The sequence below is a fragment of the Staphylococcus sp. GDY8P131P genome, assembly GCF_017891975.1.
GTDB classification, from domain to species: domain Bacteria; phylum Bacillota; class Bacilli; order Staphylococcales; family Staphylococcaceae; genus Staphylococcus; species Staphylococcus nepalensis.
This window is the reverse complement of record NZ_JAESKF010000002.1, coordinates 64,239-86,678: the sequence shown is the minus strand read 5'-3', so window position 1 is coordinate 86,678 and position 22,440 is coordinate 64,239. Positions and strand designations below refer to the sequence as shown.

Annotated in this window: 20 protein-coding genes; 8 read left to right on the top strand and 12 right to left on the bottom strand. The window is 33.4% G+C overall.

All coding sequences use genetic code 11. The features are described from left to right. Positions 1–84 precede the first annotated feature (84 nt). Together KA894_RS00920 and KA894_RS00915 are read left to right on the top strand one after the other, a co-directional pair. The gene (locus tag KA894_RS00920; protein WP_096809194.1) at positions 85–588 is read left to right on the top strand and encodes a universal stress protein; all 504 of its coding nucleotides are present in this window, start codon (positions 85–87) and stop codon (positions 586–588) included. Between the two features lie 227 nt (positions 589–815). Next, a complete protein-coding gene (locus tag KA894_RS00915; RefSeq protein ID WP_115342111.1) occupies positions 816–1,994 on the top strand; it encodes an esterase-like activity of phytase family protein in 1,179 nt (392 codons plus the stop codon). Positions 1,995–2,401: 407 nt separating this feature from the next. Here KA894_RS00915 and KA894_RS00910 read toward each other — a convergent pair whose 3' ends face one another. The 9 genes from KA894_RS00910 to ezrA form a co-directional block, all read right to left on the bottom strand. Continuing rightward, complete coding sequence (locus tag KA894_RS00910; RefSeq protein ID WP_096809191.1) at positions 2,402–3,601, bottom strand: acetate kinase; 1,200 nt, start codon at positions 3,599–3,601, stop codon at positions 2,402–2,404. An 86-nt stretch (positions 3,602–3,687) separates the two neighbouring features. After that, positions 3,688–4,635 carry a class I SAM-dependent methyltransferase gene (locus KA894_RS00905; protein ID WP_096809188.1) on the bottom strand — a complete coding sequence of 316 codons (948 nt, stop codon included), beginning with the start codon at positions 4,633–4,635 and terminating at the stop codon, positions 3,688–3,690. A 158-nt stretch (positions 4,636–4,793) separates the two neighbouring features. Beyond that, positions 4,794–5,288, bottom strand: coding sequence for a thiol peroxidase (gene tpx, locus KA894_RS00900; protein ID WP_096809186.1), 495 nt, complete (start codon positions 5,286–5,288; stop codon positions 4,794–4,796). A gap of 76 nt (positions 5,289–5,364) precedes the next feature. Beyond that, on the bottom strand, positions 5,365–5,916 hold the full coding sequence (locus KA894_RS00895) for an RDD family protein (RefSeq protein WP_103373021.1): 552 nt from the start codon (positions 5,914–5,916) through the stop codon (positions 5,365–5,367). Positions 5,917–5,925: 9 nt separating this feature from the next. Continuing rightward, positions 5,926–6,918, bottom strand: a complete 993-nt coding sequence (sppA, locus tag KA894_RS00890; protein ID WP_096809182.1) for a signal peptide peptidase SppA — start codon at positions 6,916–6,918, stop codon at positions 5,926–5,928. Between the two features lie 213 nt (positions 6,919–7,131). Then, positions 7,132–7,908, bottom strand: a complete 777-nt coding sequence (locus KA894_RS00885) for a sulfite exporter TauE/SafE family protein (RefSeq protein ID WP_096809181.1) — start codon at positions 7,906–7,908, stop codon at positions 7,132–7,134. A gap of 75 nt (positions 7,909–7,983) precedes the next feature. Continuing rightward, positions 7,984–9,207, bottom strand: coding sequence for a tRNA uracil 4-sulfurtransferase ThiI (thiI, locus tag KA894_RS00880; RefSeq protein ID WP_096809179.1), 1,224 nt, complete (start codon positions 9,205–9,207; stop codon positions 7,984–7,986). Then, positions 9,204–10,340 carry a cysteine desulfurase family protein gene (locus tag KA894_RS00875; protein WP_096809178.1) on the bottom strand — a complete coding sequence of 379 codons (1,137 nt, stop codon included), beginning with the start codon at positions 10,338–10,340 and terminating at the stop codon, positions 9,204–9,206. The genes thiI and KA894_RS00875 overlap by 4 nt, the downstream gene beginning before the upstream one ends. 336 nt (positions 10,341–10,676) lie before the next feature. Beyond that, positions 10,677–12,368 (bottom strand): septation ring formation regulator EzrA, encoded by a 1,692-nt coding sequence (gene ezrA / locus KA894_RS00870; RefSeq protein ID WP_107644229.1) that lies wholly within the window; start codon positions 12,366–12,368, stop codon positions 10,677–10,679. A gap of 224 nt (positions 12,369–12,592) precedes the next feature. Here ezrA and KA894_RS00865 point away from each other — a divergent pair, with 224 nt between their 5' ends. The 3 genes from KA894_RS00865 to KA894_RS00855 all read left to right on the top strand — a co-directional run bounded on the left by KA894_RS00865 (position 12,593) and on the right by KA894_RS00855 (position 14,782). Beyond that, positions 12,593–13,057, top strand: a complete 465-nt coding sequence (locus tag KA894_RS00865) for a GAF domain-containing protein (RefSeq protein WP_103373484.1) — start codon at positions 12,593–12,595, stop codon at positions 13,055–13,057. Between the two features lie 239 nt (positions 13,058–13,296). Next, entirely contained in the window at positions 13,297–13,899 is a 603-nt protein-coding gene (rpsD, locus tag KA894_RS00860) for a 30S ribosomal protein S4 (protein ID WP_096809170.1), read from the top strand. Between the two features lie 361 nt (positions 13,900–14,260). Then, positions 14,261–14,782, top strand: a complete 522-nt coding sequence (locus KA894_RS00855) for a GNAT family N-acetyltransferase (protein WP_096809168.1) — start codon at positions 14,261–14,263, stop codon at positions 14,780–14,782. A 195-nt stretch (positions 14,783–14,977) separates the two neighbouring features. Here KA894_RS00855 and KA894_RS00850 read toward each other — a convergent pair whose 3' ends face one another. Further along, positions 14,978–15,721, bottom strand: a complete 744-nt coding sequence (locus tag KA894_RS00850; RefSeq protein ID WP_115342109.1) for a glycerophosphodiester phosphodiesterase — start codon at positions 15,719–15,721, stop codon at positions 14,978–14,980. A gap of 78 nt (positions 15,722–15,799) precedes the next feature. Here KA894_RS00850 and KA894_RS00845 point away from each other — a divergent pair, with 78 nt between their 5' ends. From KA894_RS00845 to serA, 3 genes are all read left to right on the top strand, one after another. Beyond that, positions 15,800–16,240 carry an SACOL1771 family peroxiredoxin gene (locus tag KA894_RS00845; RefSeq protein WP_115342108.1) on the top strand — a complete coding sequence of 147 codons (441 nt, stop codon included), beginning with the start codon at positions 15,800–15,802 and terminating at the stop codon, positions 16,238–16,240. Positions 16,241–16,404: 164 nt separating this feature from the next. Further along, the gene (locus KA894_RS00840) at positions 16,405–17,565 is read left to right on the top strand and encodes a pyridoxal-phosphate-dependent aminotransferase family protein (protein WP_103373219.1); all 1,161 of its coding nucleotides are present in this window, start codon (positions 16,405–16,407) and stop codon (positions 17,563–17,565) included. Further along, positions 17,558–19,198, top strand: a complete 1,641-nt coding sequence (serA, locus tag KA894_RS00835) for a phosphoglycerate dehydrogenase (RefSeq protein WP_103373218.1) — start codon at positions 17,558–17,560, stop codon at positions 19,196–19,198. The genes KA894_RS00840 and serA overlap by 8 nt, the downstream gene beginning before the upstream one ends. Positions 19,199–19,460: 262 nt before the next feature. On the opposite strand, the gene KA894_RS00830 is transcribed toward serA, so the two are convergent. Both KA894_RS00830 and nagE read right to left on the bottom strand, forming a co-directional pair. Then, on the bottom strand, positions 19,461–20,582 hold the full coding sequence (locus KA894_RS00830) for an HAD family hydrolase (RefSeq protein ID WP_115342107.1): 1,122 nt from the start codon (positions 20,580–20,582) through the stop codon (positions 19,461–19,463). Positions 20,583–20,803: 221 nt separating this feature from the next. Next, entirely contained in the window at positions 20,804–22,306 is a 1,503-nt protein-coding gene (nagE, locus tag KA894_RS00825) for an N-acetylglucosamine-specific PTS transporter subunit IIBC (protein ID WP_115342106.1), read from the bottom strand. Positions 22,307–22,440 lie beyond the last annotated feature (134 nt).

Genomic DNA, 22,440 nt, shown 5'->3' with positions numbered 1-22,440 from the left:
TTACATTATTAATGACTACAAATTATGTTAATATTCTGTAAATAGTGGTATAATATAATCAAGAAGATGAAGGAGGTAATTGTGATGCTAACTTATAAAAACATATTAATTGCAGTAGATGGATCACATGAAGCTGAATGGGCGTTCAACAAAGCAGTAGACGTAGCAAAACGTAATGAAGCAAAATTAACTATTGTAAATGTAATTGATTCAAGAACTTATTCTTCCTATGAAGTTTACGATGCTCAATTTACCGAAAAATCTAAAAACTTCTCTGAAGATCTATTGAAAGGTTACAAAGAAGTCGCTACAAATGCTGGCGTTACTGACGTGGAAACACGTTTAGAATTTGGCTCTCCAAAGGCAATTATACCTAAAAAATTGGCAGCGGATGTCGAAGCAGATTTAATTATGTGTGGTACTTCAGGCCTTAATGCGGTCGAAAGATTCATAGTCGGCTCTGTATCAGAAGCCATCGTTCGCCACTCACCTTGTGACGTATTAGTTGTGCGCACTGAAGAACTTCCTGAAGATTTCCAACCACAAGTTGCTACAGACGAATTCAGATCAAAATATCAAGCGCGTTAATAATAGCGTAATTTAACTGGATTGTTAAACCGTGTCATCCTGTGAATCATACAAATACTCAAAAATAGTTTGCCTCAATGTTGAGAGCAAACTATTTTTTTATAATCTGCTTTTAGGTCGCTTTTTAAATTAATTTGTTATAAACATGTTATATCAATTTCAAACAAAATTCATATTTGTATTTTAAAATTTAAATCAAACAGCACATAAATAAAGGAGTAGATGATATGAATTCTTTTAAAAGGATAATTATTTTGAGTATAGTAGGTTGTTCCATTTTAAGTCTTTCCTCTAATACATATGCAGAAACAAAAAATATGAAATCCAATCAAAAAACTGCCTCGCAACTAACATACATCGATACAGAAACCATCCCCTATCAAACAAAATACAAAGGGGCTAGTATCGGTGGCTTGTCTGGCATAGATTACGACCCTAAAAGTAACACATGGCTAATGATTAGTGACGATCGTTCAGAAAAAGACCATGCTAGATTTTATGAAGCACATATTAATTATAATAAGCAACAGTTTAATCATATTAAGTTTACTCAAATGCATTATCTAAAACAGCCAGATAAAACAACATATCCAAACAAAAATGACTTTACCTCTGAATCAAATCATGCGGTAGCCGATCCTGAATCAATTCGCGTTAATCCTTTAAACAATCATCAAATTCTATACACCAGTGAAGGCGACCGTGAGTTGGGGTTAAATCCATTCATAAGAATAGCATCTAAAAATGGTGATTTTATTTCTGAAATTCCAATACATACCCCACTTAAAATGGATCATCAAAACAAACAAGGCTTTCGTAATAATCTAGCATTAGAAGGCAGTACCTTTACTGAAGATGGCAAACATATTTGGGCATCGATGGAAGCACCAATTATTCAAGATGATCAATTACCAACTACAAATTCAGGTTCCCATACCCGCTTAACACAGTATAATAGACAAGGAGATACCATCTCTGAAATTGCCTACCCGCTAGACGCCATCCCTCAAAAACCTGGTAAAAATAAAGAAGCAGAAAATGGCATCGCCGAAATATTAATGTTAAATGAAAAAGAACTTTTAATATTAGAACGTGCAAGTGTTCAAAACAATAATAATCAATTTAAAAATGATATACGTATATATAAAGCGGATGTGACGAGTGGCACAAACATTAAAAATATGAATTCAATTCAAAATCATAAAATATCACCAGTTAAAAAACATTTAATTGCAAATTTAAATGAACAAGATGTTGGCCATATTGATAATATTGAAGGTATGACATTCGGTCCTAAACTACCAAATGGCCATGACATTTTAGTGCTTATTTCAGATAATAACTTCAATAACAAACAGCAAACGAATCTGATTGCTTTTGATGTAGAGCCAACAGATGAAAAATAATATGTAAACTATAAGACGACTAACTATTGAATTAAACACAATTGTGTCGTCTTTTAGTTTTGCCCCAAATATTTAAGTAGTTGTCAAAAAGTATAATGGGTTTAAAATCTTTTAACATATATGACCTTGATTTAAGCTATAAGCATTTAATTAAAAGAAAATAATGACCTTTTTAAATGATATACGCTGAGACACCGAATTTAAGTATATAAAAAAGCGAGATAGAATTTATAAATTCTATCTCGCCCTCGCATGTATAAGTAAAAAGTGAAGTTAAATCACATACATGTGTTAAAGCATATGCATAAGTATCACTAACTGCATAAATTAAGAAGTGCTACTTTACGCTCACGCTGTGTATCCTACTTTGAAGCCGAGACATAATTGATATCTCGTCCTCTGTAACATTAGTCTAAATTACCAAATTTAACAACATCGCGTGCAATCATTACTTCTTCGTTCGTTGGAATCACGATAACTTTAACAGGTGAATGTGGGTAGTTAATAAAGCCTTCTTCGCCATGAATCGCTTCATTTTTCTTAGCGTCCCAATAAACACCCATAAATTCTAAACCTTCTAATACTTTTGCTCTAACAGGATCAGAGTTTTCACCAACACCTGCAGTAAAGATAATCACATCTACACCGTGCATACGCGTAGCATACGAGCCAATATATTTATGAATTCTAGATGCAAATACATCTAACGCTAACTGTGCACGTTCTTTACCAGATTTAGCATCGTCAATAATATCTCTTAAATCACTTGAAGTACCAGAAATACCTAATAAACCAGATTCTTTATTTAGCGTGTTGAGTACTTCTTCGGCGTTTTTACCAGTTTTTTCCATAATAAATGGAATTAAAGCTGGGTCAATGTTACCTGAACGCGTGCCCATAGTAACACCTGCTAATGGTGTGAAGCCCATTGAAGTATCTACAGATTCGCCTCCATCTATCGCTGCTATTGACGCACCATTACCGATATGACATGAAATGATACGCAACTCTTCAATTGGTTTACCCAAAATTTCAGCAGCGCGTTGTGATACATATTTATGACTTGTACCGTGGAAGCCATATTTACGAATACCATAATCTTCATAATATTGATAAGGTAAACTATATAAATATGATTTTTCTGGCATTGTTTGATGGAATGAAGTATCAAATATAGCTACATGTGGGATTTCTGGTAACAACTTGCGGAAAGCACGAATACCCATTAAGTTTGCAGGGTTGTGTAGTGGTGCTAATTCACTTAGAGATTCAATTTGCTCTTCAACTTCATCTGTAACGTAAACAGAATTCGGGAATAATTCCCCTCCATGTACAACACGGTGTCCTGTGCCATCAATATCGTAGATACTGTCAATCACGCCATGTTTCTTGAAGCTTTCTAGCATGATATTAACCGCTTGTTCATGATCTGCAATATCTAAAGTTTCTTTATGTTTTTCTTCATTTACTTCAATTGTAAATACAGAGTCTTTTAACCCAATACGTTCAATAAGTCCCTTAGTAACAATTTTTTCTTCCGGCATTTCAATAAGTTGAAATTTCAATGATGAACTACCAGCGTTAATGGCCAAAATTAATTTTGACATAGCATAATGCCTCCAATTTAAATTAAGTTTTTAATATCCATATCTATTTAATCATTAATACAGTGCGAATTCAAGAATATTACAGTTTAATTTTCAGGGTGATTTTCTGCCATCCAAGCATTTAAATCTTGTAAAAATGCTTGGAACTGTTGTGGGCTTTTGAAATCAGGTATATTTGCTAATAGCACCTCTACAGGCTTCGTTACATTAGTTTCTTTTTTCTGTAAAATAAGGATAGATTTACGTGCCTTTTCATTTTTAAACAATGTAGATGGTAAATTTAAAAATGCTTGCATTTCTGTTTCTGTAGCAATAAAGTTTTGCAACTGTTTCACATTTGTACCTTCAAATAAATCACTTGGCACCACTAAGAATGCATAACCAGATGTTTTTAATGCACTAATTGCTTGTTCAATTAATAAATAGTGCGAAAAACTATGCCCTTCATCAAACCCTAATTCCATTTCTTTGCTTCTGTCATCTAATGGATAATAACCAATGGGTAGATCGCCAATAACGACGTCGGCATCTTCAAAAGGTAAAGGCATGATAGCATCTTGAGGATACACATCAAATGGGATTTCTAAAAAGTTTGCTAAATGTACACTTACGCGTGATAATACTGGGTCGACTTCAACGAGATGATGCATCATTGTATGTTCCGATAATACCTCGTGTACAGAAGCACTCAAATGTCCAGCGCCACTAGCTATATCCGCAATATGAAATGCTTCTTTATTCTTTAAGAAGCGTGCTGCAAGAAACCCTAAAATCATGCCGATTGAATCAGGCGTAATTTGGTGATTAGCTTGGATATCTTCTTTTTGCATTAAATTTAGGTAAGCAAATTGAAATGCCTTACGTCTATCTTGTAAGGTTGCCTGTTCAAGCAATGATCTTTGTTCCGTATAAACGTTTTCCATTGCAAGCCCTAAATTTTCCATAAAACTTTGGCCATTCTCTTCGTTCAAAGCCTTAGCTTTTTCATCGAGTGTTTTAAATAATTTCTCCATTACTGTTTCTTCTTGTGCCATTTAAAAGTCCTTTCTAAAAAAACTGTCCATAATTAAGTTGAAATTAAGTCAGTACCCCTAACTTATATTACCAAATAATTATGGACAGTTTGAATTATAATGTCAATGATACTGTTTATGAGTCGGTTCAAACGTATGCTTATGACAATTTTATATTTTTATATGCTTCGGTATGCTTCTAAAGCTGCATCAAAATCTGGAAAATCTGTGCCTTCAGGAACAACTTCAGTATAAATTACTTTATTATTTTTATCTAATACAAAAACAGAACGCGCTAACAAGCGTAATTCTTCCATAACTACGCCATATGTTTTACCAAAAGATAAATCTCTATGATCGCTCAAAGTGATTACGTTGTCTAATCCATTTGATGCACACCATCTTTTTTGCGCAAATGGCAGATCTGCAGAAATCGTTAATACAACGCCATCTTCTTCCGCAGCTTCTTCATTAAATTTACGTGTTTGTTGATCACATACACCTGTGTCTATTGATGGAACCACACTGATTAATTTTTTTTGTCCATCGTAAGTTTCTAGATTTACTTCATTCAAGTCGTTGTCTAACACAGTAAATTCTGGAGCAAATTCTCCTTTTTTCACTTGAGAACCATATAAAGTTACTGGTTCCTGTTTAAATGTAATTTGTGCCATATTGCACGCCTCCTATTAAAAAGTACTTACATCAAATAGTATACCCGTTTGCTGTATTAAAATAAACTTATACCTACTAAAGTTTGTTACTTTCTTTTAGGTAAAAGATTTTTTCGAATTTATTTTTTATTACTACCGTGTTAGCAAAGAAGTCGTGAATCCCTCTATGCTTGTCAGTAAATAATGTAACCAAGTACGGTAAGTTAAACATTACACCACTGATAATACGGCCGATCCATTCTCTAAATAAAACATCCGACCATGAAAGCGGTTGACGATCTAACCGTTCTACTCTAATATTACAAATCATTTTTCCAATAGTTTGTTTGAAAAACTTAGTCATTAATACAAAGTAAATATAAAAAATAAGTGCATCTAACATATGACCGATACTAAAATAATCAATCCATAACTTCATTTCATCTATATTAGTAAATTGATATATGGGCTTTAAAACCAAACTATGAAGACCAAATATGATTAATAAATCAATAATAAAGCTCCAAAATCTTATCCCAAACCCGGCGTATAAAGACTTCGCTAATTGTTGGTGATAGAGTGTTTCTATTTCAGATGTATGATTTTTCGAATCGTTTTGTACCGCTTCTTCGTTTGTGTGCTTATCCATTATATACACCTAACCTTCGTATAGATACATCGGTTCAGCTTCTGTATCATTTTTGATAATTGATTTTAATTCGTTTAAGTCATTCTTGAATTGACCTATTGTTGTTTTAGTGGAATAGAGAGAGCTGAACCAACCGCCGCCTTCGCTATATTTAAATACTTCTGCATCTTCAGCATTGATATCTTTTTTTAGTGCTTTCAAAGCGTTATCTTTATAACCAATTTCATCTATCAAGCCATTTGCTTTAGCTTGTTGCGCACTATAGATACGACCGTCAGCCAATTTTTTAACTTTTTCTTCTGACATGTCTCTGCCATCTTCAACAATATTAACAAATCGTTCATAACTATCGTCTAATACTGACTGCAATATATCTTTTTCTTCACTAGTCATTTCTCTGGAACTACTCATAATATCTTTATGTTTACCAGATTTGATTACATTTTCTTTAACGCCTAGTTTTTCTTGTAAACCTGAATAATCTACGTTTGACATAATAACGCCTATGGAACCAGTTGTCGTTTGAGGACCAGCGTATATTTTATCAGATGGTGCAGCTATATAATAACCACCTGAAGCGGCCATTGATTCCATATGTACATAAACCTTTTTATGTTTTTGTTTTATTTCTTTAATCTTTTTATAAATTTCATCACTTGGGTATGTGCCACCACCAGGTGTATTAATACTTAACAGCACACCTTTAATCGAACTATCTTTTTTAACTTTATCTAATTGTTTAAGAAATGCTTCGTGGTTATAACCAGATCCTCCAAACATACCGCCTCCGGTTCCTTCAGCTATTTCTCCATTTAAAGTTAAATGCGCAATTCTCTTGGTAGCGTCGCCTTCTTTTTCAACTGTTTCAGTAAATGGATCCATTTCCGATGAACTATCTTCATTAAAAAGCGAAGATATAACAGTCGAAATCGAACTCATAACGACACCTCCTAGTACAATAACTACTGCAAGTACAATTGCTATGACCCTTTTCTTCGACATCTCTATTCACTCCCATAATATTTATTTCAATCTTTCCAAATACAATTTAAACATAATCAATTAAACGGTGTATACCTCAATTTACTTTTTAAATATAAAAGGAGCAGGCTAACGAAAACAAATATTTCTATTTTAGTTTTCTTGCCTGCTTCATTATTTTTATAAATATGCTATTAAAATAATATATTGTTATAATTTAAATTATACTTTCACCTAATGTATTACTTGTATAATATAGTCATAAGCATTTTTTAAAATTAATATTGCTGTAACGATAATAAACAAACCTTTGACATAGCTTACACCTTTTTTAATTGCAAAAGCTGCACCAACATAAGAGCCACAAATCATACTTATAGCCATAATCAACCCATAAAAATAGTCAACCTGACCTAGTATCATGAATAATAATAAAGCACCTAAATTGGATGCAAAATTTAATACTTTAGCATTACCTGCAGCCCCTAAAAAATCAAAGCCAAACATTAATAGAATAAAGAGCATAAATGACCCTGTTCCGCCACCTAAAAATCCATCATAAAAACCTATTAATGACATAAGCATGGTAAATATGACTGCTTTTCCAAACGTTAATTTAGTGTACGTACGGACACTGCCCCAATCTTTTTTGGCAAGTGTATAAATCATGACTATTGTTAATATTATAATTACGAGTGGTTTCAACAATTCAGCCGGTAAAAACGTAGCCACGCTTGCACCACACACAGATAAAATAAATACAAACGGAAATAGTTTTCCTACAATCTTTAGATCAACATTACCTGATCTCAAAAAGCGATAAGCGCTTGTTAAAGAACCAAAAGAACTTGCTAGCTTATTTGTCCCTAATGCCATTGAAGGGGGCATGCCCACTGCTAATAACGCTGGTATAGAAATTAGTCCACCGCCACCTACAACAGCATCAATAAAAGCTGCTAAAAAACCTAGAAGTATAATTATAAGGACAATTGAAATATCCCAATCTAACATGTTTCCATCCCCTGTCTATATTATCTAATTTATAAGCATTCATTATGATATCTAATAGATAAATGTAAGGCTATATTAGAATAAATTATCTGCTAGTGCTTGTGTTTCAGAATCTTTGTCACTTTGATAATCTGGTGTGATTGTTAAAGTTTCAATTTGTTCAAACGCTTCTTGCACTAAAGGTTCAAAATCATAGACGCTTTCAAATTTTTCTACTTTTTCAATATCTGGTTCTGTTACAGGGTTTTTGGGTGTGAAAATTGTGCAACAATCTTCAAATGGCTGAATAGAAACATCAAACGTACCAATATCTTTAGATTTTTTGACAATATCTTCTTTGTCTAGAGTTAATAGCGGACGTAATACTGGCGTTGATGTCACACGATTAATTGCGTACATACTTTTTAATGTTTGGCTCGCAACCTGTCCTAAATTTTCGCCATTTACAATGGCATGTGCGCCAATCTCATGCACAAGTTTATCTGCAACACGCATCATCATACGTCGCGTTGAAGTCATCGTATATCGTTCATGGACTTCTTTATTAATTTGTTTTTGTAAGTTAGTAAATGGCACAATGTGTAATTTGATAGGGCCAACGTGTGTCGACATAATTCGTGTTAATTCAATCACTTTATCTTTCGCTTTTTCACTTGTGAATGGTGGGCTATGAAAGTGAATTGCTTCGACAGTGACCCCTCTTCTCATAACCTCAATACCTGCTACCGGAGAATCAATGCCACCCGATAACATCAATAACGTCTTGCCGCCTGTACCAACTGGTAGACCGCCTGAACCAGAAATCACTTTATCATAAACATAAATCGCATCTAAACGTACTTCTACTTTAATTGTATGATCAGGGTGATGTACATCCACCGTTAAATGGTCTGTCGCATTTAACACTGCACCACCAATATCCTTTTGCAATTGATACGTATCATATGAAAAGTTTTTATCTGAACGTTTGACGTCAATTTTAAACGTATCGTCACTTTCGTAATCTCGAGCAAATTTCACAGCAATATCACGTACCGCTTCCACTGTTTTCTCAATTTTCAACACAGGGCTTATAGAATATATACCGAATACTTTTTCCAGTCTACGACACATTTCATCTATATCTGCCCCTTCGTATAATTCAATGTACATTCTATCTCTATTCGCTTTAACTTTATAACCTTGCAACGGCATTAAAGCACGTTTAACATTTGCACGCAATTTATTAACAAACATCTTTCGGTTAGCGCCTTTTAATGTTAGTTCGCCATATCTCACTAATATGTGATCATAAATCATCTTAACAACTCCCTTACTTCTTCATATACATTTTTAAATTTTTCTTTGAAAGTTTGAATATCATCAGAGGTCGTATTAGCACCCATGGATATTCGAATACTACCTTCGATTTGTTTTTTGGGTATCTTCATTGCTAAAAGTACTTCGTTTAAAGACGCTTTTTTAGATGAGCAAGCGCTTGTAGTAGAAAGCATAATATCATTTTTAGAAAATGCATTAACTAAAACTTCACCTTTCACACCAGGAAGGCCAATATTCAAAATGTGCGGCGATGCACCGAGAGGAGAATTGACTTGCACACCATGGTAACCTTTCAGAAATTGAATGATTTCGAGATTAAATGCACTTAATTTATTATACAATTCATTCGTTTCATTTACAGCTATTTTCAAGGCTTTTACTATGGATATGTCTACAGGTAAATTCACTGTCCCACTTCTGACGCCATACTCTTGTCCGCCACCGTGAATAATCGGTTCAAGCTGATGTAAGTTACGCACAAATAAAACACCTTGGCCTTTTAATCCATGAAATTTATGCCCACTTAAACTTAACGTATCTGCCGCTTCAAAATTTAAGGGGACTTTTCCTATTGCTTGCACTGCATCTACATGTAAATGTGCTTTAGGATATTGATGTACAATTTGAGCCACTTCTTCTAATGGTTGAACTTGCCCCATTATATTATTTACATGCATACAAGTGACAAGCGCTACGTTATCTGACATTAATGAGTTTAAATGCTCTAAATCAAGTTGTCCTTCCTTCGTCACGTTTACATATTCTATATTAAATCCTTCATTTTCTAATGAACGTACAACTTCTAACACTGAAGGGTGTTCTAAAACAGAAGTAATAATGACATTAGCAAAATCTTTTTTCTTATAAGCAATACCTTTAATTGCTATATTATTTGATTCGGTTGCCCCGCTCGTAAACACAATATCAAAACTATTTTTTAAATGAAATAGCTCTTTAATTTGTGCTTTCGTTTTTTGTAATAATTGCTCTGCTTGTAAGCCAGCTTTATGCGGACTATTAGGATTAAAGTATAGCGATTCATTCACAGTAATAAATGTATCTAATACGTCTTGATGCGGCTTAGTCGTCGCAGCATTATCAAGATAAATCAATTTGTTCACTCCAGTTCTGTATAGTTGATTGTTTATTGTTTTGTTGAGTTCTTAGCAATTATCGAAATATGGATAAATACTTATCCTTTTTAACATATTTTTAGCGTTTTCCTTTTAGCATTATACTCGCTTTTAATAAAAAGAAAAGGGAGCGGAACAGAAATCTATTGTTTAAAAAGATTTCATTGTCCCGCCCCCACATTTATGACGTGGTTTGTCAAAGCATGCTATGCGTCTATTTTCAAAACCAGCCGTCTACTGCCTATATCATATTTAAGGCTGCGACATCGATAAATGTCCCAGCCCTTGTACATTTTCAATCACTAAAAATTGGTCTTAGTTGATTACTTGCGATTCAATATGTTTTGTAACGCCAGGTTCTACACTTTCAAGCGCTTGTTCAGAAATTTCAATTGACCGTTTGTAGCGATTATTTTTAAATAATCTTTCAGCTTCATTGAGACTCTTATCAATATTTGAACTTTCTTTACGATAACGGTTACCGTACTCGATTAATTTTTCTGCGTAAACTGCATTTACAAGTACATCTGTAGCCTCATCTTCGAATTTATTCATCTGTAAAACAACTTTGGATACTTTATCTTTTAATTGTTTAACATGAATCGGTCTTACACTGAATTTTTTATTAACTTCTCGGACTTCGTAATCAATTTCATTTTTCATAATAATAAATCGTTCTGGCACACTTGGCAAATTAGAAGCTAATAATTTTCTATAAACTTCTTCTTTTTTACTTTGTATACGCAAGATATTTTCTTCTGCTTCTGCTTCATCTTCGCGCAGTTGAATTAAATGATTCTGTAATTTTTCTTGTTTTTCATTTATAACATCAACATGCTCTTCAATATATTTCAAATTATCTTGAACTTCACTATACCTTACAGCTGATTTGGCCATCTCTCGTAAAATTTCATCATAAACAGAAATCATACTTTGAATTTCATTTTCAAACTGTCGTACATTTTGAACATCGCTTTCATTAATGTAATAATTTTCTCGAACATATTCAATTTCAGTTTGTAATGTGTAATTCATTTCTTTTGCTCTAAATAAATTATCAGTGATAACTTCTTTAGTTTCTTCTACTTCATTTTTAGCCTTAACTTCATGCTCTATGAGTTCATACATTTCATCAAGTCGATCATTAATACTATTTAATTTATCGTTTGCTTCGTCTAATTCTAATCGACTAATCATCGGTTCCACAAAACTTAATTCTGTTTTAAGCGTTTGAAGTGAACTATCGATTTTGACATGATCTAAATCATAGCCTTCCACTTTAAGATCTCTACAGCCATATTTTAAATCTTGGAATTGGCCTGGTAATTCTTTTTGCGCTTCTCTAATTAATTCAGGAATCTCATCCATATCTTTTTTCAAATAATTCATATCTTCATTTAATGTTTTGATATGCTCATGCGCTTGATTGTAATTACCTTCTGCTTTCAATGATTCATATGTTTCCATTTCTTGAACAAATGATTCAATTTCTTGTTCTAATGGTTCTGCTGCTTCACCAAATTGGTGTCTATTGGCTAATACATCACGTTTCATTTCACGGTAGTCTACCTTGCACGCTTCGTATAAATGATCACTATCTTTATGTAACTCTAAAACATTTTCCACATACGAATTAAGTTCGTTATAGTTTTCTTCATATTTATCCATCAATTCATGTGCTTCATCAATTTCAGTCTGTGCTTGTGAAAATTTAAATTTATCCAATAAGCCTTCTGCTTGATGAATTTTTTCTTCTACTGGTAATAAATATTGATTTTTACTATCTAATGAATTTTGTTTTAAATTATTATAAGTAGATTTCATTTCGCCAGTTAAAGTTAACTCAGATAATTGAGATAGACTTTCATCATAGGGTAATTGCTCTACTTTTGATTTACGCGTTTCAGCCTTTTCTATCATCTGGCTTTTGTTTGAACGCATATAGAATAATACACCGACAAGAATCAGTATAATGACAATAATTGCTAAAATGACATACAATACCATATGTTTTCTCCTCCTATTTTATCACTATTCATTATAACGTAAGTTACCTACCCATTAAAAGAGAAAATGAGCTAATCGCCTTAATTATTTAAAATAAGTATTAAATCACTCTCTATTAATAATATGTATAATGTTATCTTCAATAAAGCCTTTTCAATTTAATTGATTGATTACTATTAAAACAGTCTTTATAATAAATGAAAAGTAAAAAGTGAGGTTTTTTTATGTTAGAAGTCAAAGTAACAAATTATGACTTATTACAAAAACAAGTGTTTAGTTTAATTGAAGACGAATCAAATACCATTGCTATTTTAAGTAATGTATCTGCGCTACTAAATGATTCATTAGATCAAATTAATTGGGTAGGGTTTTATTTGATGGAAGAGAATGAATTAATCCTAGGTCCGTTCCAAGGGCATCCAGCTTGTGTACATATCCCTGTTGGTAAGGGCGTGTGTGGTACAGCTGTTGCTGAAAATGAAACGCAACTAGTCGAAGATGTTAATGCCTTTCCAGGTCATATCGCTTGTGATGCAAATAGTAAATCTGAAATTGTAGTTCCTATTCATAAGAATAACAAAGTAATTGGTGTTTTAGATATTGATGCGCCAATTACAAATCGCTTTGGAAACGACGACCAAATAGGTTTAGAAAAAGTTGTAGCGATTATCGAGCAACAACTAACTTAATTTCTACTTATTTTCAACTCAAGAGTTGACAGAACGATATATCATGATACAATACTCTTTGTGTGAATAAACGAAATTAGCAGTTGTATATTAATTGGCTCTATATTGTTCCCGATGCGGGCGTGCCGTGTAACCGTAGCTATGAGGCGAGGACACATAAAACAATATATCCAGTTAAGCATACAACACTCTTTTTTGTTTTTTCATAACAACAAAAAAGATAAAGGAGGAGTCTTATTATGGCTCGATTCAGAGGTTCAAATTGGAAAAAATCTCGTCGCTTAGGTATCTCATTAAGTGGTACTGGTAAAGAATTAGAAAAACGCCCATACGCTCCAGGACAACATGGTCCAAACCAACGTAAAAAAATGTCTGAGTATGGTTTACAATTACGTGAGAAACAAAAATTACGTTATTTATATGGTGTAACTGAAAGACAATTCCATAACACATTCGAAATCGCTGGTAACCAACAAGGTGTACATGGTGAAAACTTCATGCAATTACTTGCTTCTCGTTTAGATGCAGTTGTATATTCATTAGGTTTGGCTCGTACGCGTCGTCAAGCTCGTCAAATCGTTAACCACGGTCACATCGAAGTAGACGGTAAACGTGTTGATATTCCATCATACACACTTAAGCCAGGACAAGAGGTTTCAGTTCGTGAAAAATCTGCTAAATTAGATATCATTGCTGAATCTGTTGAAATCAACAACTTTGTACCTGAGTACTTAGAATTTGATGCAGACAACTTAAAAGGTAAATTCATCCGTATTCCTGAACGTAGTGAATTACCAGCAGAAATTAATGAACAACTTATCGTTGAGTACTATTCAAGATAATTGTCTTCAATAAAAAACACCAACCAAAATGGTTGGTGTTTTTTATTGATATCAGTATTGAAAACCATCTTATATCTTTTAATGTATAGATGGTTAGAACAATGCGGTCAAAATCTAAATATAAAATGGTTTACTTTTCCAACATCTTCTGCCTTTTCGATATGGACTTCGAATCGTTTTCACTTATCTTCTCCCACCTACTTTTAAGTGATTTGAGTTTAATTTGGCATTGTGATTTTTGTATTTTCGTAAATTAAACCCTGGTTGAATAGATTTCAATCTTATTTATAAATTATGCTCTATTTTACTTTTTACTTTTTCCTTTATCATATATAGTATATATGATAAAGGAGTGTTATGAGTGAAAATTAGAGCTTTAGAAGAAACAGATTTAGACTTTGTACATCGTTTAAATAATGAATATGCTAATATGTCCTATTGGTTTGAGGAGCCATACCAATCTTTAAGTGAACTACAATCACTTTATAAAAAACATATTTTAGATGAATCTGAGAGAAGATTTATTATAGAAGAAGAATCAGAACGCATTGGTGTAGTTGAGTTAGTTGAAATTGATTTTATACATAGTAACTGTGAGATTCAAATTATCGTTGATGGCCAATATAGTGGTAAAGGATACGCTTCAAAAGCATTTAAAATGGCTATAGATTATGCTTTTCTAGTATTAAACTTGCATAAAATTTATTTGTTCGTAGACGTCACTAATGAAAAAGCAGTTCATATTTATCAAAAGCAAAATTTTAAAATCGAAGGGACTTTGCAAGAACATTTCTATACACGAGGACAATATAATGATTGTCATGTGATGGGTTTATTGAAAAAGAATTGGATTAGTTATGGTGGACATGAACCACTACAATAATCTTTTTACCTTAATACATTGGTCGTGAAATTTCAAAGTACAACATTTAAAAAGACTGGTTTCTAGTATATGAAATAGAAATCAGTCTTTTATTTATATTTATGTAAATGTACGATTAAAAAATTTTAATTATATCTGCACCAAAATGCTTCATTTTTCTAAAAAATTCGTAACCAACACTTAACGTTTATAGTATTAATGAAATAATAAATTTGGATTATTTGAGATTAAACCATCTACACCTAGACGCTCTAATTTCCTAGCAAGATTTCCATCATTTACCGTATATGGCATTACTTTCAAACCGTTTTGGTGTGCTTGTTTCATAAAAGTTTTAGTCACTAATGAATAGTGAGGGTTAACAAAATCAGCATAAGCTGATATTTTTTTAAATTTAGGCATGTGATACCAATATCGCTTTCTACTTATTAACACACCCAATCGACACCCAAAGCCCTTTTTATACAATACTTCGATAAAGTTTTGATCAAATGATTGTATAATGACTTTATCTTTATTTATGTTATATTGCTCTAATTTATTAAACAAATCATTTTCAATACCTGGATAATTTTTAGGCTGTTTCACTTCAATTAATAGTGTTTGAGGCAATGATTGAATTAACTGCAACACTTCTTCAAATGTCGGTATCAATTGTCTTTCAAACAGGCTATTTTTACTTATTCCAAAATCATATTGTCTTAAAGCGTCCAATGTAGCTGCTTTTATTTTTTCACTGCCATTGGACGTTCTATCAATGGAATCATCATGTATAACAACTAGACAGCCATCTGCTGTTCTATGTAAATCTATTTCTAACATATCGATATTACTTTGTAATGCTGCTTGAAATGCAATCAATGTATTTTCTGGATATTCTGAAGACAATCCTCGGTGTGCAACTAACAAAAGGTTTTGTCGTTCCTCTTTTAATTGCATTAAAATCCTCTCCCCTTTCATTATACGGTAGAATCGTCTAAACTTAAGTTATCATATAATCAACGGAGGTCAATAGCAATGGTTCAACATCAATTTAAAGTTAACACACAATGGTCTGATGGCCGTGAATCTGTAGGAAATCTTATAGGAGATGTCTTAGATGAACAAATATCAATACCAGCAGGTTTAGGAGGTAATGGAACTGGAACTAATCCCGATGAATTACTCGTTTCTGCCGCCTCTTCATGTTATATCATTTCATTAGCAGCAGTACTGGAACGTTCAGGCTTTGATCATATTGAGATACAACAATCTTCAATTGGCTTAGCCATATTTGAAAATGCTAAATTTAAAATGGACTCAATTACACACTATCCAGAAATAACGGTTGACAAAAATCAAAAAGATTTATTAAAAAAGAAACTCCCTAAATTACTAAAAATTGCAGACAACAACTGTATGATATCCAATTCAATTAGAGGCAACGTTGATGTGAAAATAGAGCCCATAATAAAATAATTTTGAATTCATTTTATGTATGACGGAATATGATTACAATAACAATGTATACCCTTACATTTATTTAAAAATGTGTTTATTTTTAATAAATATTAATTTTTGTACTTTTATATTTTCTGAAAATTTGCTAAACTTGACAATCATAAGCAATGGGGGAATTACATATGAACTATTATAATCCTTTATTATTAACACCAGGACCTACACCAGTGCCAGATCAAATATTATACGCAACGCAATTACCTATGGTAGGACACCGTTCTAGCGATTTTGAAGCAATTGCTGAACAGGCATTTAAAGCACTCAAACCTGTCTTTGGTTCTGAAAATGAAGTCATGATACTTACTTCTAGCGGCACAAGTGTGCTTGAAGCGAGTATGTTAAATATTGCAAACCCAGAAGAAGATATTGTTATTATTGTTTCAGGTGCTTTTGGCAACAGATTTAAGCAAATAGCAGAAGCATATTACGATAATGTACATATATTTGAAGTTGAATGGGGACAAGCAGTAAACATACCGGACTTTATAGACTTCTTAAAATCATTAAAAAGAGATATAACAGCAGTTTTTAGCCAATATTGTGAAACTTCAACGGCAGTCTTACACCCTGTTCAGGAATTGGGTACAGCACTAAGAAACTTTGATCAGGATATCTACTTCGTAGTCGATGGTGTCAGTTGTATTGGTGCTGTAGATGTAGATTTAAATCGTGACAATATTGATGTGCTTGTTTCAGGAAGTCAAAAAGCAATTATGCTTCCGCCTGGGTTAGGTTTTGTAGCTTATAACGACCGTGCTAAAGCTCGTTTTAGTCAAGTTACAACACCTAGATTTTATTTAGATTTAAATAAGTATTTAAAATCATTAACAGAGAACTCTACGCCTTTCACACCTAATGTATCTTTATTTAGAGGTGTAAATGCTTATGCTAACCTCATAAATGAAGAAGGGTTGGATCAAGTTATCGCTAGACATTACGCGATACGTGATGCGTTGAGACAAGCATTAAATGCGCTAGATCTAGAATTATTAGTTCAAGACGCTTATGCTTCACCTACTGTTACGGCTTTTGTACCAAAATCCAAAGATGAATTAGACTATATTAAAAATGAATTGAAAAAGCGTTTTGCAATTACGATTGCTGGTGGTCAAGGTCACTTAAAAGGTCAGATTTTACGTATTGGTCATATGGGACAAATATCACCCTTTGATATTTTACAAGTCGTTTCAGCATTAGAAATATTATTAACAGAATTTAGAAATGAATCTTATGTTGGTAAAGCAATTACGCAATATATGGAGGTCGTAAAAGCATATGTATAAAATTTTAGTTTCAGATCCTATTTCACCAGAAGGTTTAAAAAGTTTAACAGAACATAAAGACTTTGAAGTTGATGTCAATACTGAATTAAGCAAAACAGAGTTAGCAGAAACTATTACGAATTACGAAGGACTGATAGTGAGAAGTCAAACACAAGTCACTTCAGATATTATATCAGCGGCACCAAACCTAAAAGTCATTGCACGTGCGGGTGTTGGGGTAGATAATATAGATGTAGATGCTGCTACAAAGCATGGTGTCATCGTTATTAACGCACCTGATGGGAACACCATTTCAGCTACTGAACATTCAATGGCTATGATTTTATCGATGGCACGTAATGTGCCACAAGCACACCAATCGCTTAAAAACGGAAAATGGGATCGTAAAATATATAGAGGAACTGAACTTTATAATAAAACTTTAGGCGTTATTGGAGCCGGAAGAATTGGTATTGGCGTAGCAAAACGAGCGCAAAGTTTCGGTATGAATATCCTTGCTTTTGACCCCTATCTTTCTGAAGACAAAGCCAAAGAACTTAATGTGACACGTGCTACTGTAGAAGAAATTGCTGAGCAAGCAGATTTTGTCACTGTGCATACGCCACTCACACCAAAAACAAAAGGCATTGTTGATAAAGCCTTTTTCGATAAAGCCAAACCAACATTACAAATTATCAATGTGGCACGTGGCGGTATTATTGATGAAGATGCCCTCATTGAAGCGCTGGATGCAAACCAAATTCAAGGCGCTGCAATCGATGTATTTGAAACTGAACCCGCAACCGATTCACCACTGGTAGCACATGATAAAATTATTGTTACACCACATTTAGGCGCTTCAACTGTAGAAGCACAAGAAAAAGTAGCTGTTTCTGTTGCAAATGAAATTGTAGATATCTTTGAACAGGGTAATGTCGTTAATGCGATTAACGCTCCAAAAATGTCTTTCAACGAAATCAATGATGAACTAAAACCATATATTGAATTAAGTAAATTAACTGGTGAAGTAGGCATTCAATTATTAGAGAAAGCGCCACGTGAACTTCAAATTAAGTACAAAGGTGATATTGCAATCGATGATACAAGCTTACTCACTAGAACACTTGTATCTGGCGTTTTACGTCAAGATTTAGCGGAACGTGTTAATTTAATTAATGCTTTAGTATTACTCAATGAACAAGGTGTATCATATAATATAGAGAAAGATACAAAACACCGTGGTTTTAGTAACTATATTGAACTAACATTAATTAATAAAGACACACAAATTAAAATTGGCGCGACAGTATTAAATGGTTATGGTCCTAGAATTGTGCGCATCAACGACTATCCTGTTGATTTCAAACCGGAAAAACACCAACTTGTAATTAACCATAACGATAGACCAGGTATTGTTGGACGTACTGGACAAATATTAGGCGAATATAATATCAATATCGCCTCAATGCATTTAGGCCGTACCAACCAAGGTGGTAATGCACTAATGGTGCTGTCCATTGACCATCCTGTCACTCAAGATGTTATTGAAGCTTTATATGAAATTGAAGGCTTTAACCTTATCAGAAGTGTAGAATTAGATGTGGAATCCAGCATAGAGTTAGATGAAAAAGCGAGCGAGACGTATCATATTTAACAGTTTTAAACTTTAGAAGATAGACGCCTATGCTTCTTAAAGTAAAAGGCACCTTCATTTATAAATTTGAGTGGAGGTGTCTTTTTGTATTTAAATTACCCTGATTTTAAACTTTCATACCCACCTAAAGAAATAACTCGATACTTTAACGCTCTCACTCATACTATTTTTCGCGATACTATTATAAGGGTAGTTAGCGGATCATATATTTAAAGCTGAGACATTTTATTTTGTCTCAGCTTTTTCAACATGTTCATTGTATTTATAAAAGAATTTCTCTAATTTCGCTCACATGATTAACGATATACTCTGCGTCGTAATCTTCTAATTCTTTACGTGCTTTTTGCCCTTTCAATCCAGTTAATGGGCCAATGAAAGTAGCTCCAATCTTTTTAGCACTCAACAAATCAGCTAAAGAATCCCCTACGATAAACACTTCATCTTTATTTACGCGATTTTGCTGGTTTGTTGCATATTTTTTATAATTTTCAAGATAATTACCTTCTAATGTAGCTAAATAACTAAACGGATTAGGCTTCCCTAATGGCTTTAACTCAGGGAAATGTGCTTCTGCTGTCAAAACATCGCTTGCCGTAACAATATGTATATCATCAAACAGTGATTTAATACCTAAACTTTCAAATGGTACTAGCGTTTCTGTTCGAGGTCGTCCTGTAGCAATCGCAATTTGGTAACCAGCGTCTTTCAAATCTTCTAACAACTGTTTCATTTCATTAACTGGTCTAAGCGCAACCTCTTGATAAATATAACCTTGTTTAAAATTAGAACGCTGCGGTTTTTGTTCAACTTCATTATATAATTGGTAACCTAAGTACCATTCCTGATAAATTTCCTGTGCTAACAACCAAAACGGGCTTTTTAATTCAAATAATCCATCATTATCTGTATTTAATTGATCATTCGCATGTGTAACAAGCGCTTGATAAATATGATCTTTACCCGAACTTAAACCGTCTAAAAATGATAGCGGTAGTTCAAAATTAAGCGCTATGTCTGAAATATGTTCACCAAGAAATTGCAGTGTTTGTTCATTGAAATTGTCTGTATCTAATACAATGGATAATTTATCTGTTGATAAAGATTTACATAATTCAATAAAATGAAGAGCAATCACGATAAATAGCATATCCCAGTTCGAGTTTAAACCAAGTGATTTTAACTTGGTTAAAATTTCATCATGGTAAAATACGATATCTCTAATTTCAGATATTTGTTTATCATTTAATGTTTGAAAATTGATACTAGGGTCTATACCAATATAGTCTTTACTCATCAACATTTCATATACTGTTAACGCAGAAACATCAAAACATCTTTCTTCACTTAAAAATACACCATCAACATCAAATAGTACCGACTTCATATGCATTCCTCTCCTTTAATCAGAAAATTCTGATACTACTACATCGTACTATTTACATGTTAAAAGAGCAATGTATTTTTGATAATAATATACGGCAAACAAACTTTATACTTACAACAAAAAATCACGCATAGAAATGAAACGAAATTATAAAAATTCGTTTATTTTTATGCGTGATATTACGTTCTTAAAACATTATTTTATACTACATTAAAATATACTTACGAGTTGTTATTTTCCATTTGAGTTTCTATTTCATCAGCAACCTGTTGTACGTGTGTGCCAATAATAACTTGCGTATTATGTTCACCACTTTTTGTAACGCCTACTGCGCCTGCACCCTTAATCTTAGTTTCATCAATCACGCTGTTGTCATTAAGTTCCATACGTAAACGTGTAGCACAGTTTGTTAAAGAAGTAATATTTTCTTTACCGCCTAAGCCTTCTAAGATTTGGCTGGCTGTTTGCGCATATTTGCTTGTTGATGGTGTACTTTCTGTACCATCTCCATCTTGAGCTGTATCACCAGTTGTTGCTTCATCAGATGTAGGATCAGGTAACAAGTTATCTCCACGGCCAGGTGTACTCAGTTTCAACCATTTTATTGCTAACCTAAATACAACATAGTAAATGATAAAGAATACGATACCTTGTACTATTAACATCATCGGATGGTTTGCAACTGGATTAATTAGAGACAATATGAAATCAATTAATCCCGCACTAAATGAAAATCCTGCTGTCCAATGGAACAAAGCGGCAATAAATAATGACAATCCTGTTAATAATGCATGAATAACAAATAGTATAGGTGCTACAAACATAAATGAAAATTCAATTGGTTCAGTAACACCCACGATAAATGCTGAAAGTGCACCAGCAAACATTAAACCATATACACGTTTCTTCTGTTTCGTTTCTGCAGTATGATACATTGCTAGCGCTGCTGCTGGAACCCCAAACATCATTACTGGGAAGAAACCAGCCATATATCGACCTGTTATACCTTTTATTGCGCCATCACCCGTTTGGAATTTTGCAATATCATTAATGCCTGCTAAATCAAACCAGAATACTGCATTTAATGCGTGGTGTAATCCTGTTGGAATTAATAAACGGTTGAAAAAACCATATAAAAATGCGCCACCTGGACCTAAATCCAGTATCCATGTCCCAAACGTAACGATTGCTGAGTATACAACGGGCCAAACAAATAACATAATAACCGCTATAAAAATACTAAAAAATGCGGTCATGATTGGTACTAACCGTTTACCACTAAAGAATGACAATGCTGCCGGCAACTCTGTCTTACTAAATTTATTATAAGTATAAGCTGCGACTAAACCAATAACTAGACCAATTAACACGTTTTGATTGTTCATTTGTTCAAATGCGTCATTCAAAGATGACTGTTTCACACCTAATAATGGTGCTAATTTTTCAGGACTAAGTACGACTGTGGTCAAGAAGAAACCAACCGCCGCTGCAAGTGCCACAGCCCCATCATTTTTCTTAGCCATCCCTAATGCTACACCGATTGCAAATAAAATACCTAATTGTTCAAGAATCGTAGACCCTGCTGTCGAGAAAAAAGCAGCTACAGTCGGCCATATACCAATTGCAGTTAAGGCATTCCCTATACCTACAATAATTGCGGCTGCTGGTAATACGGCAACAGGCAGCATAAGAGATCTTCCCAAACGTTGAAAGAAACTATACATAATTATTCCCCATTTCACAATAAATTCACCCAAAAAATCACCACATGTACAATTTGTCCACGTGGTGAAATGAAAGCGTTATACTTGTTGTTATTGTACATTTTCATAATAACACAAGTTATATTAATTTCGTA

What these genes read in the sequence shown, in the direction of transcription:
- KA894_RS00920 (WP_096809194.1), top strand. Translation starts at nt 85, where the DNA reads ATGCTAACTTATAAAAACATATTAATTGCAGTAGATGGATCACATGAA.
- KA894_RS00915 (WP_115342111.1), top strand. Translation starts at nt 816, where the DNA reads ATGAATTCTTTTAAAAGGATAATTATTTTGAGTATAGTAGGTTGTTCC.
- KA894_RS00910 (WP_096809191.1), bottom strand. Translation starts at nt 3,601, where the DNA reads ATGTCAAAATTAATTTTGGCCATTAACGCTGGTAGTTCATCATTGAAA.
- KA894_RS00905 (WP_096809188.1), bottom strand. Translation starts at nt 4,635, where the DNA reads ATGGCACAAGAAGAAACAGTAATGGAGAAATTATTTAAAACACTCGAT.
- tpx (WP_096809186.1), bottom strand. Translation starts at nt 5,288, where the DNA reads ATGGCACAAATTACATTTAAACAGGAACCAGTAACTTTATATGGTTCT.
- KA894_RS00895 (WP_103373021.1), bottom strand. Translation starts at nt 5,916, where the DNA reads ATGGATAAGCACACAAACGAAGAAGCGGTACAAAACGATTCGAAAAAT.
- sppA (WP_096809182.1), bottom strand. Translation starts at nt 6,918, where the DNA reads ATGTCGAAGAAAAGGGTCATAGCAATTGTACTTGCAGTAGTTATTGTA.
- KA894_RS00885 (WP_096809181.1), bottom strand. Translation starts at nt 7,908, where the DNA reads ATGTTAGATTGGGATATTTCAATTGTCCTTATAATTATACTTCTAGGT.
- thiI (WP_096809179.1), bottom strand. Translation starts at nt 9,207, where the DNA reads ATGATTTATGATCACATATTAGTGAGATATGGCGAACTAACATTAAAA.
- ezrA (WP_107644229.1), bottom strand. Translation starts at nt 12,368, where the DNA reads ATGGTATTGTATGTCATTTTAGCAATTATTGTCATTATACTGATTCTT.
- KA894_RS00865 (WP_103373484.1), top strand. Translation starts at nt 12,593, where the DNA reads ATGTTAGAAGTCAAAGTAACAAATTATGACTTATTACAAAAACAAGTG.
- rpsD (WP_096809170.1), top strand. Translation starts at nt 13,297, where the DNA reads ATGGCTCGATTCAGAGGTTCAAATTGGAAAAAATCTCGTCGCTTAGGT.
- KA894_RS00850 (WP_115342109.1), bottom strand. Translation starts at nt 15,721, where the DNA reads ATGCAATTAAAAGAGGAACGACAAAACCTTTTGTTAGTTGCACACCGA.
- KA894_RS00845 (WP_115342108.1), top strand. Translation starts at nt 15,800, where the DNA reads ATGGTTCAACATCAATTTAAAGTTAACACACAATGGTCTGATGGCCGT.
- KA894_RS00840 (WP_103373219.1), top strand. Translation starts at nt 16,405, where the DNA reads ATGAACTATTATAATCCTTTATTATTAACACCAGGACCTACACCAGTG.
- serA (WP_103373218.1), top strand. Translation starts at nt 17,558, where the DNA reads ATGTATAAAATTTTAGTTTCAGATCCTATTTCACCAGAAGGTTTAAAA.
- KA894_RS00830 (WP_115342107.1), bottom strand. Translation starts at nt 20,582, where the DNA reads ATGAAGTCGGTACTATTTGATGTTGATGGTGTATTTTTAAGTGAAGAA.
- nagE (WP_115342106.1), bottom strand. Translation starts at nt 22,306, where the DNA reads ATGTATAGTTTCTTTCAACGTTTGGGAAGATCTCTTATGCTGCCTGTT.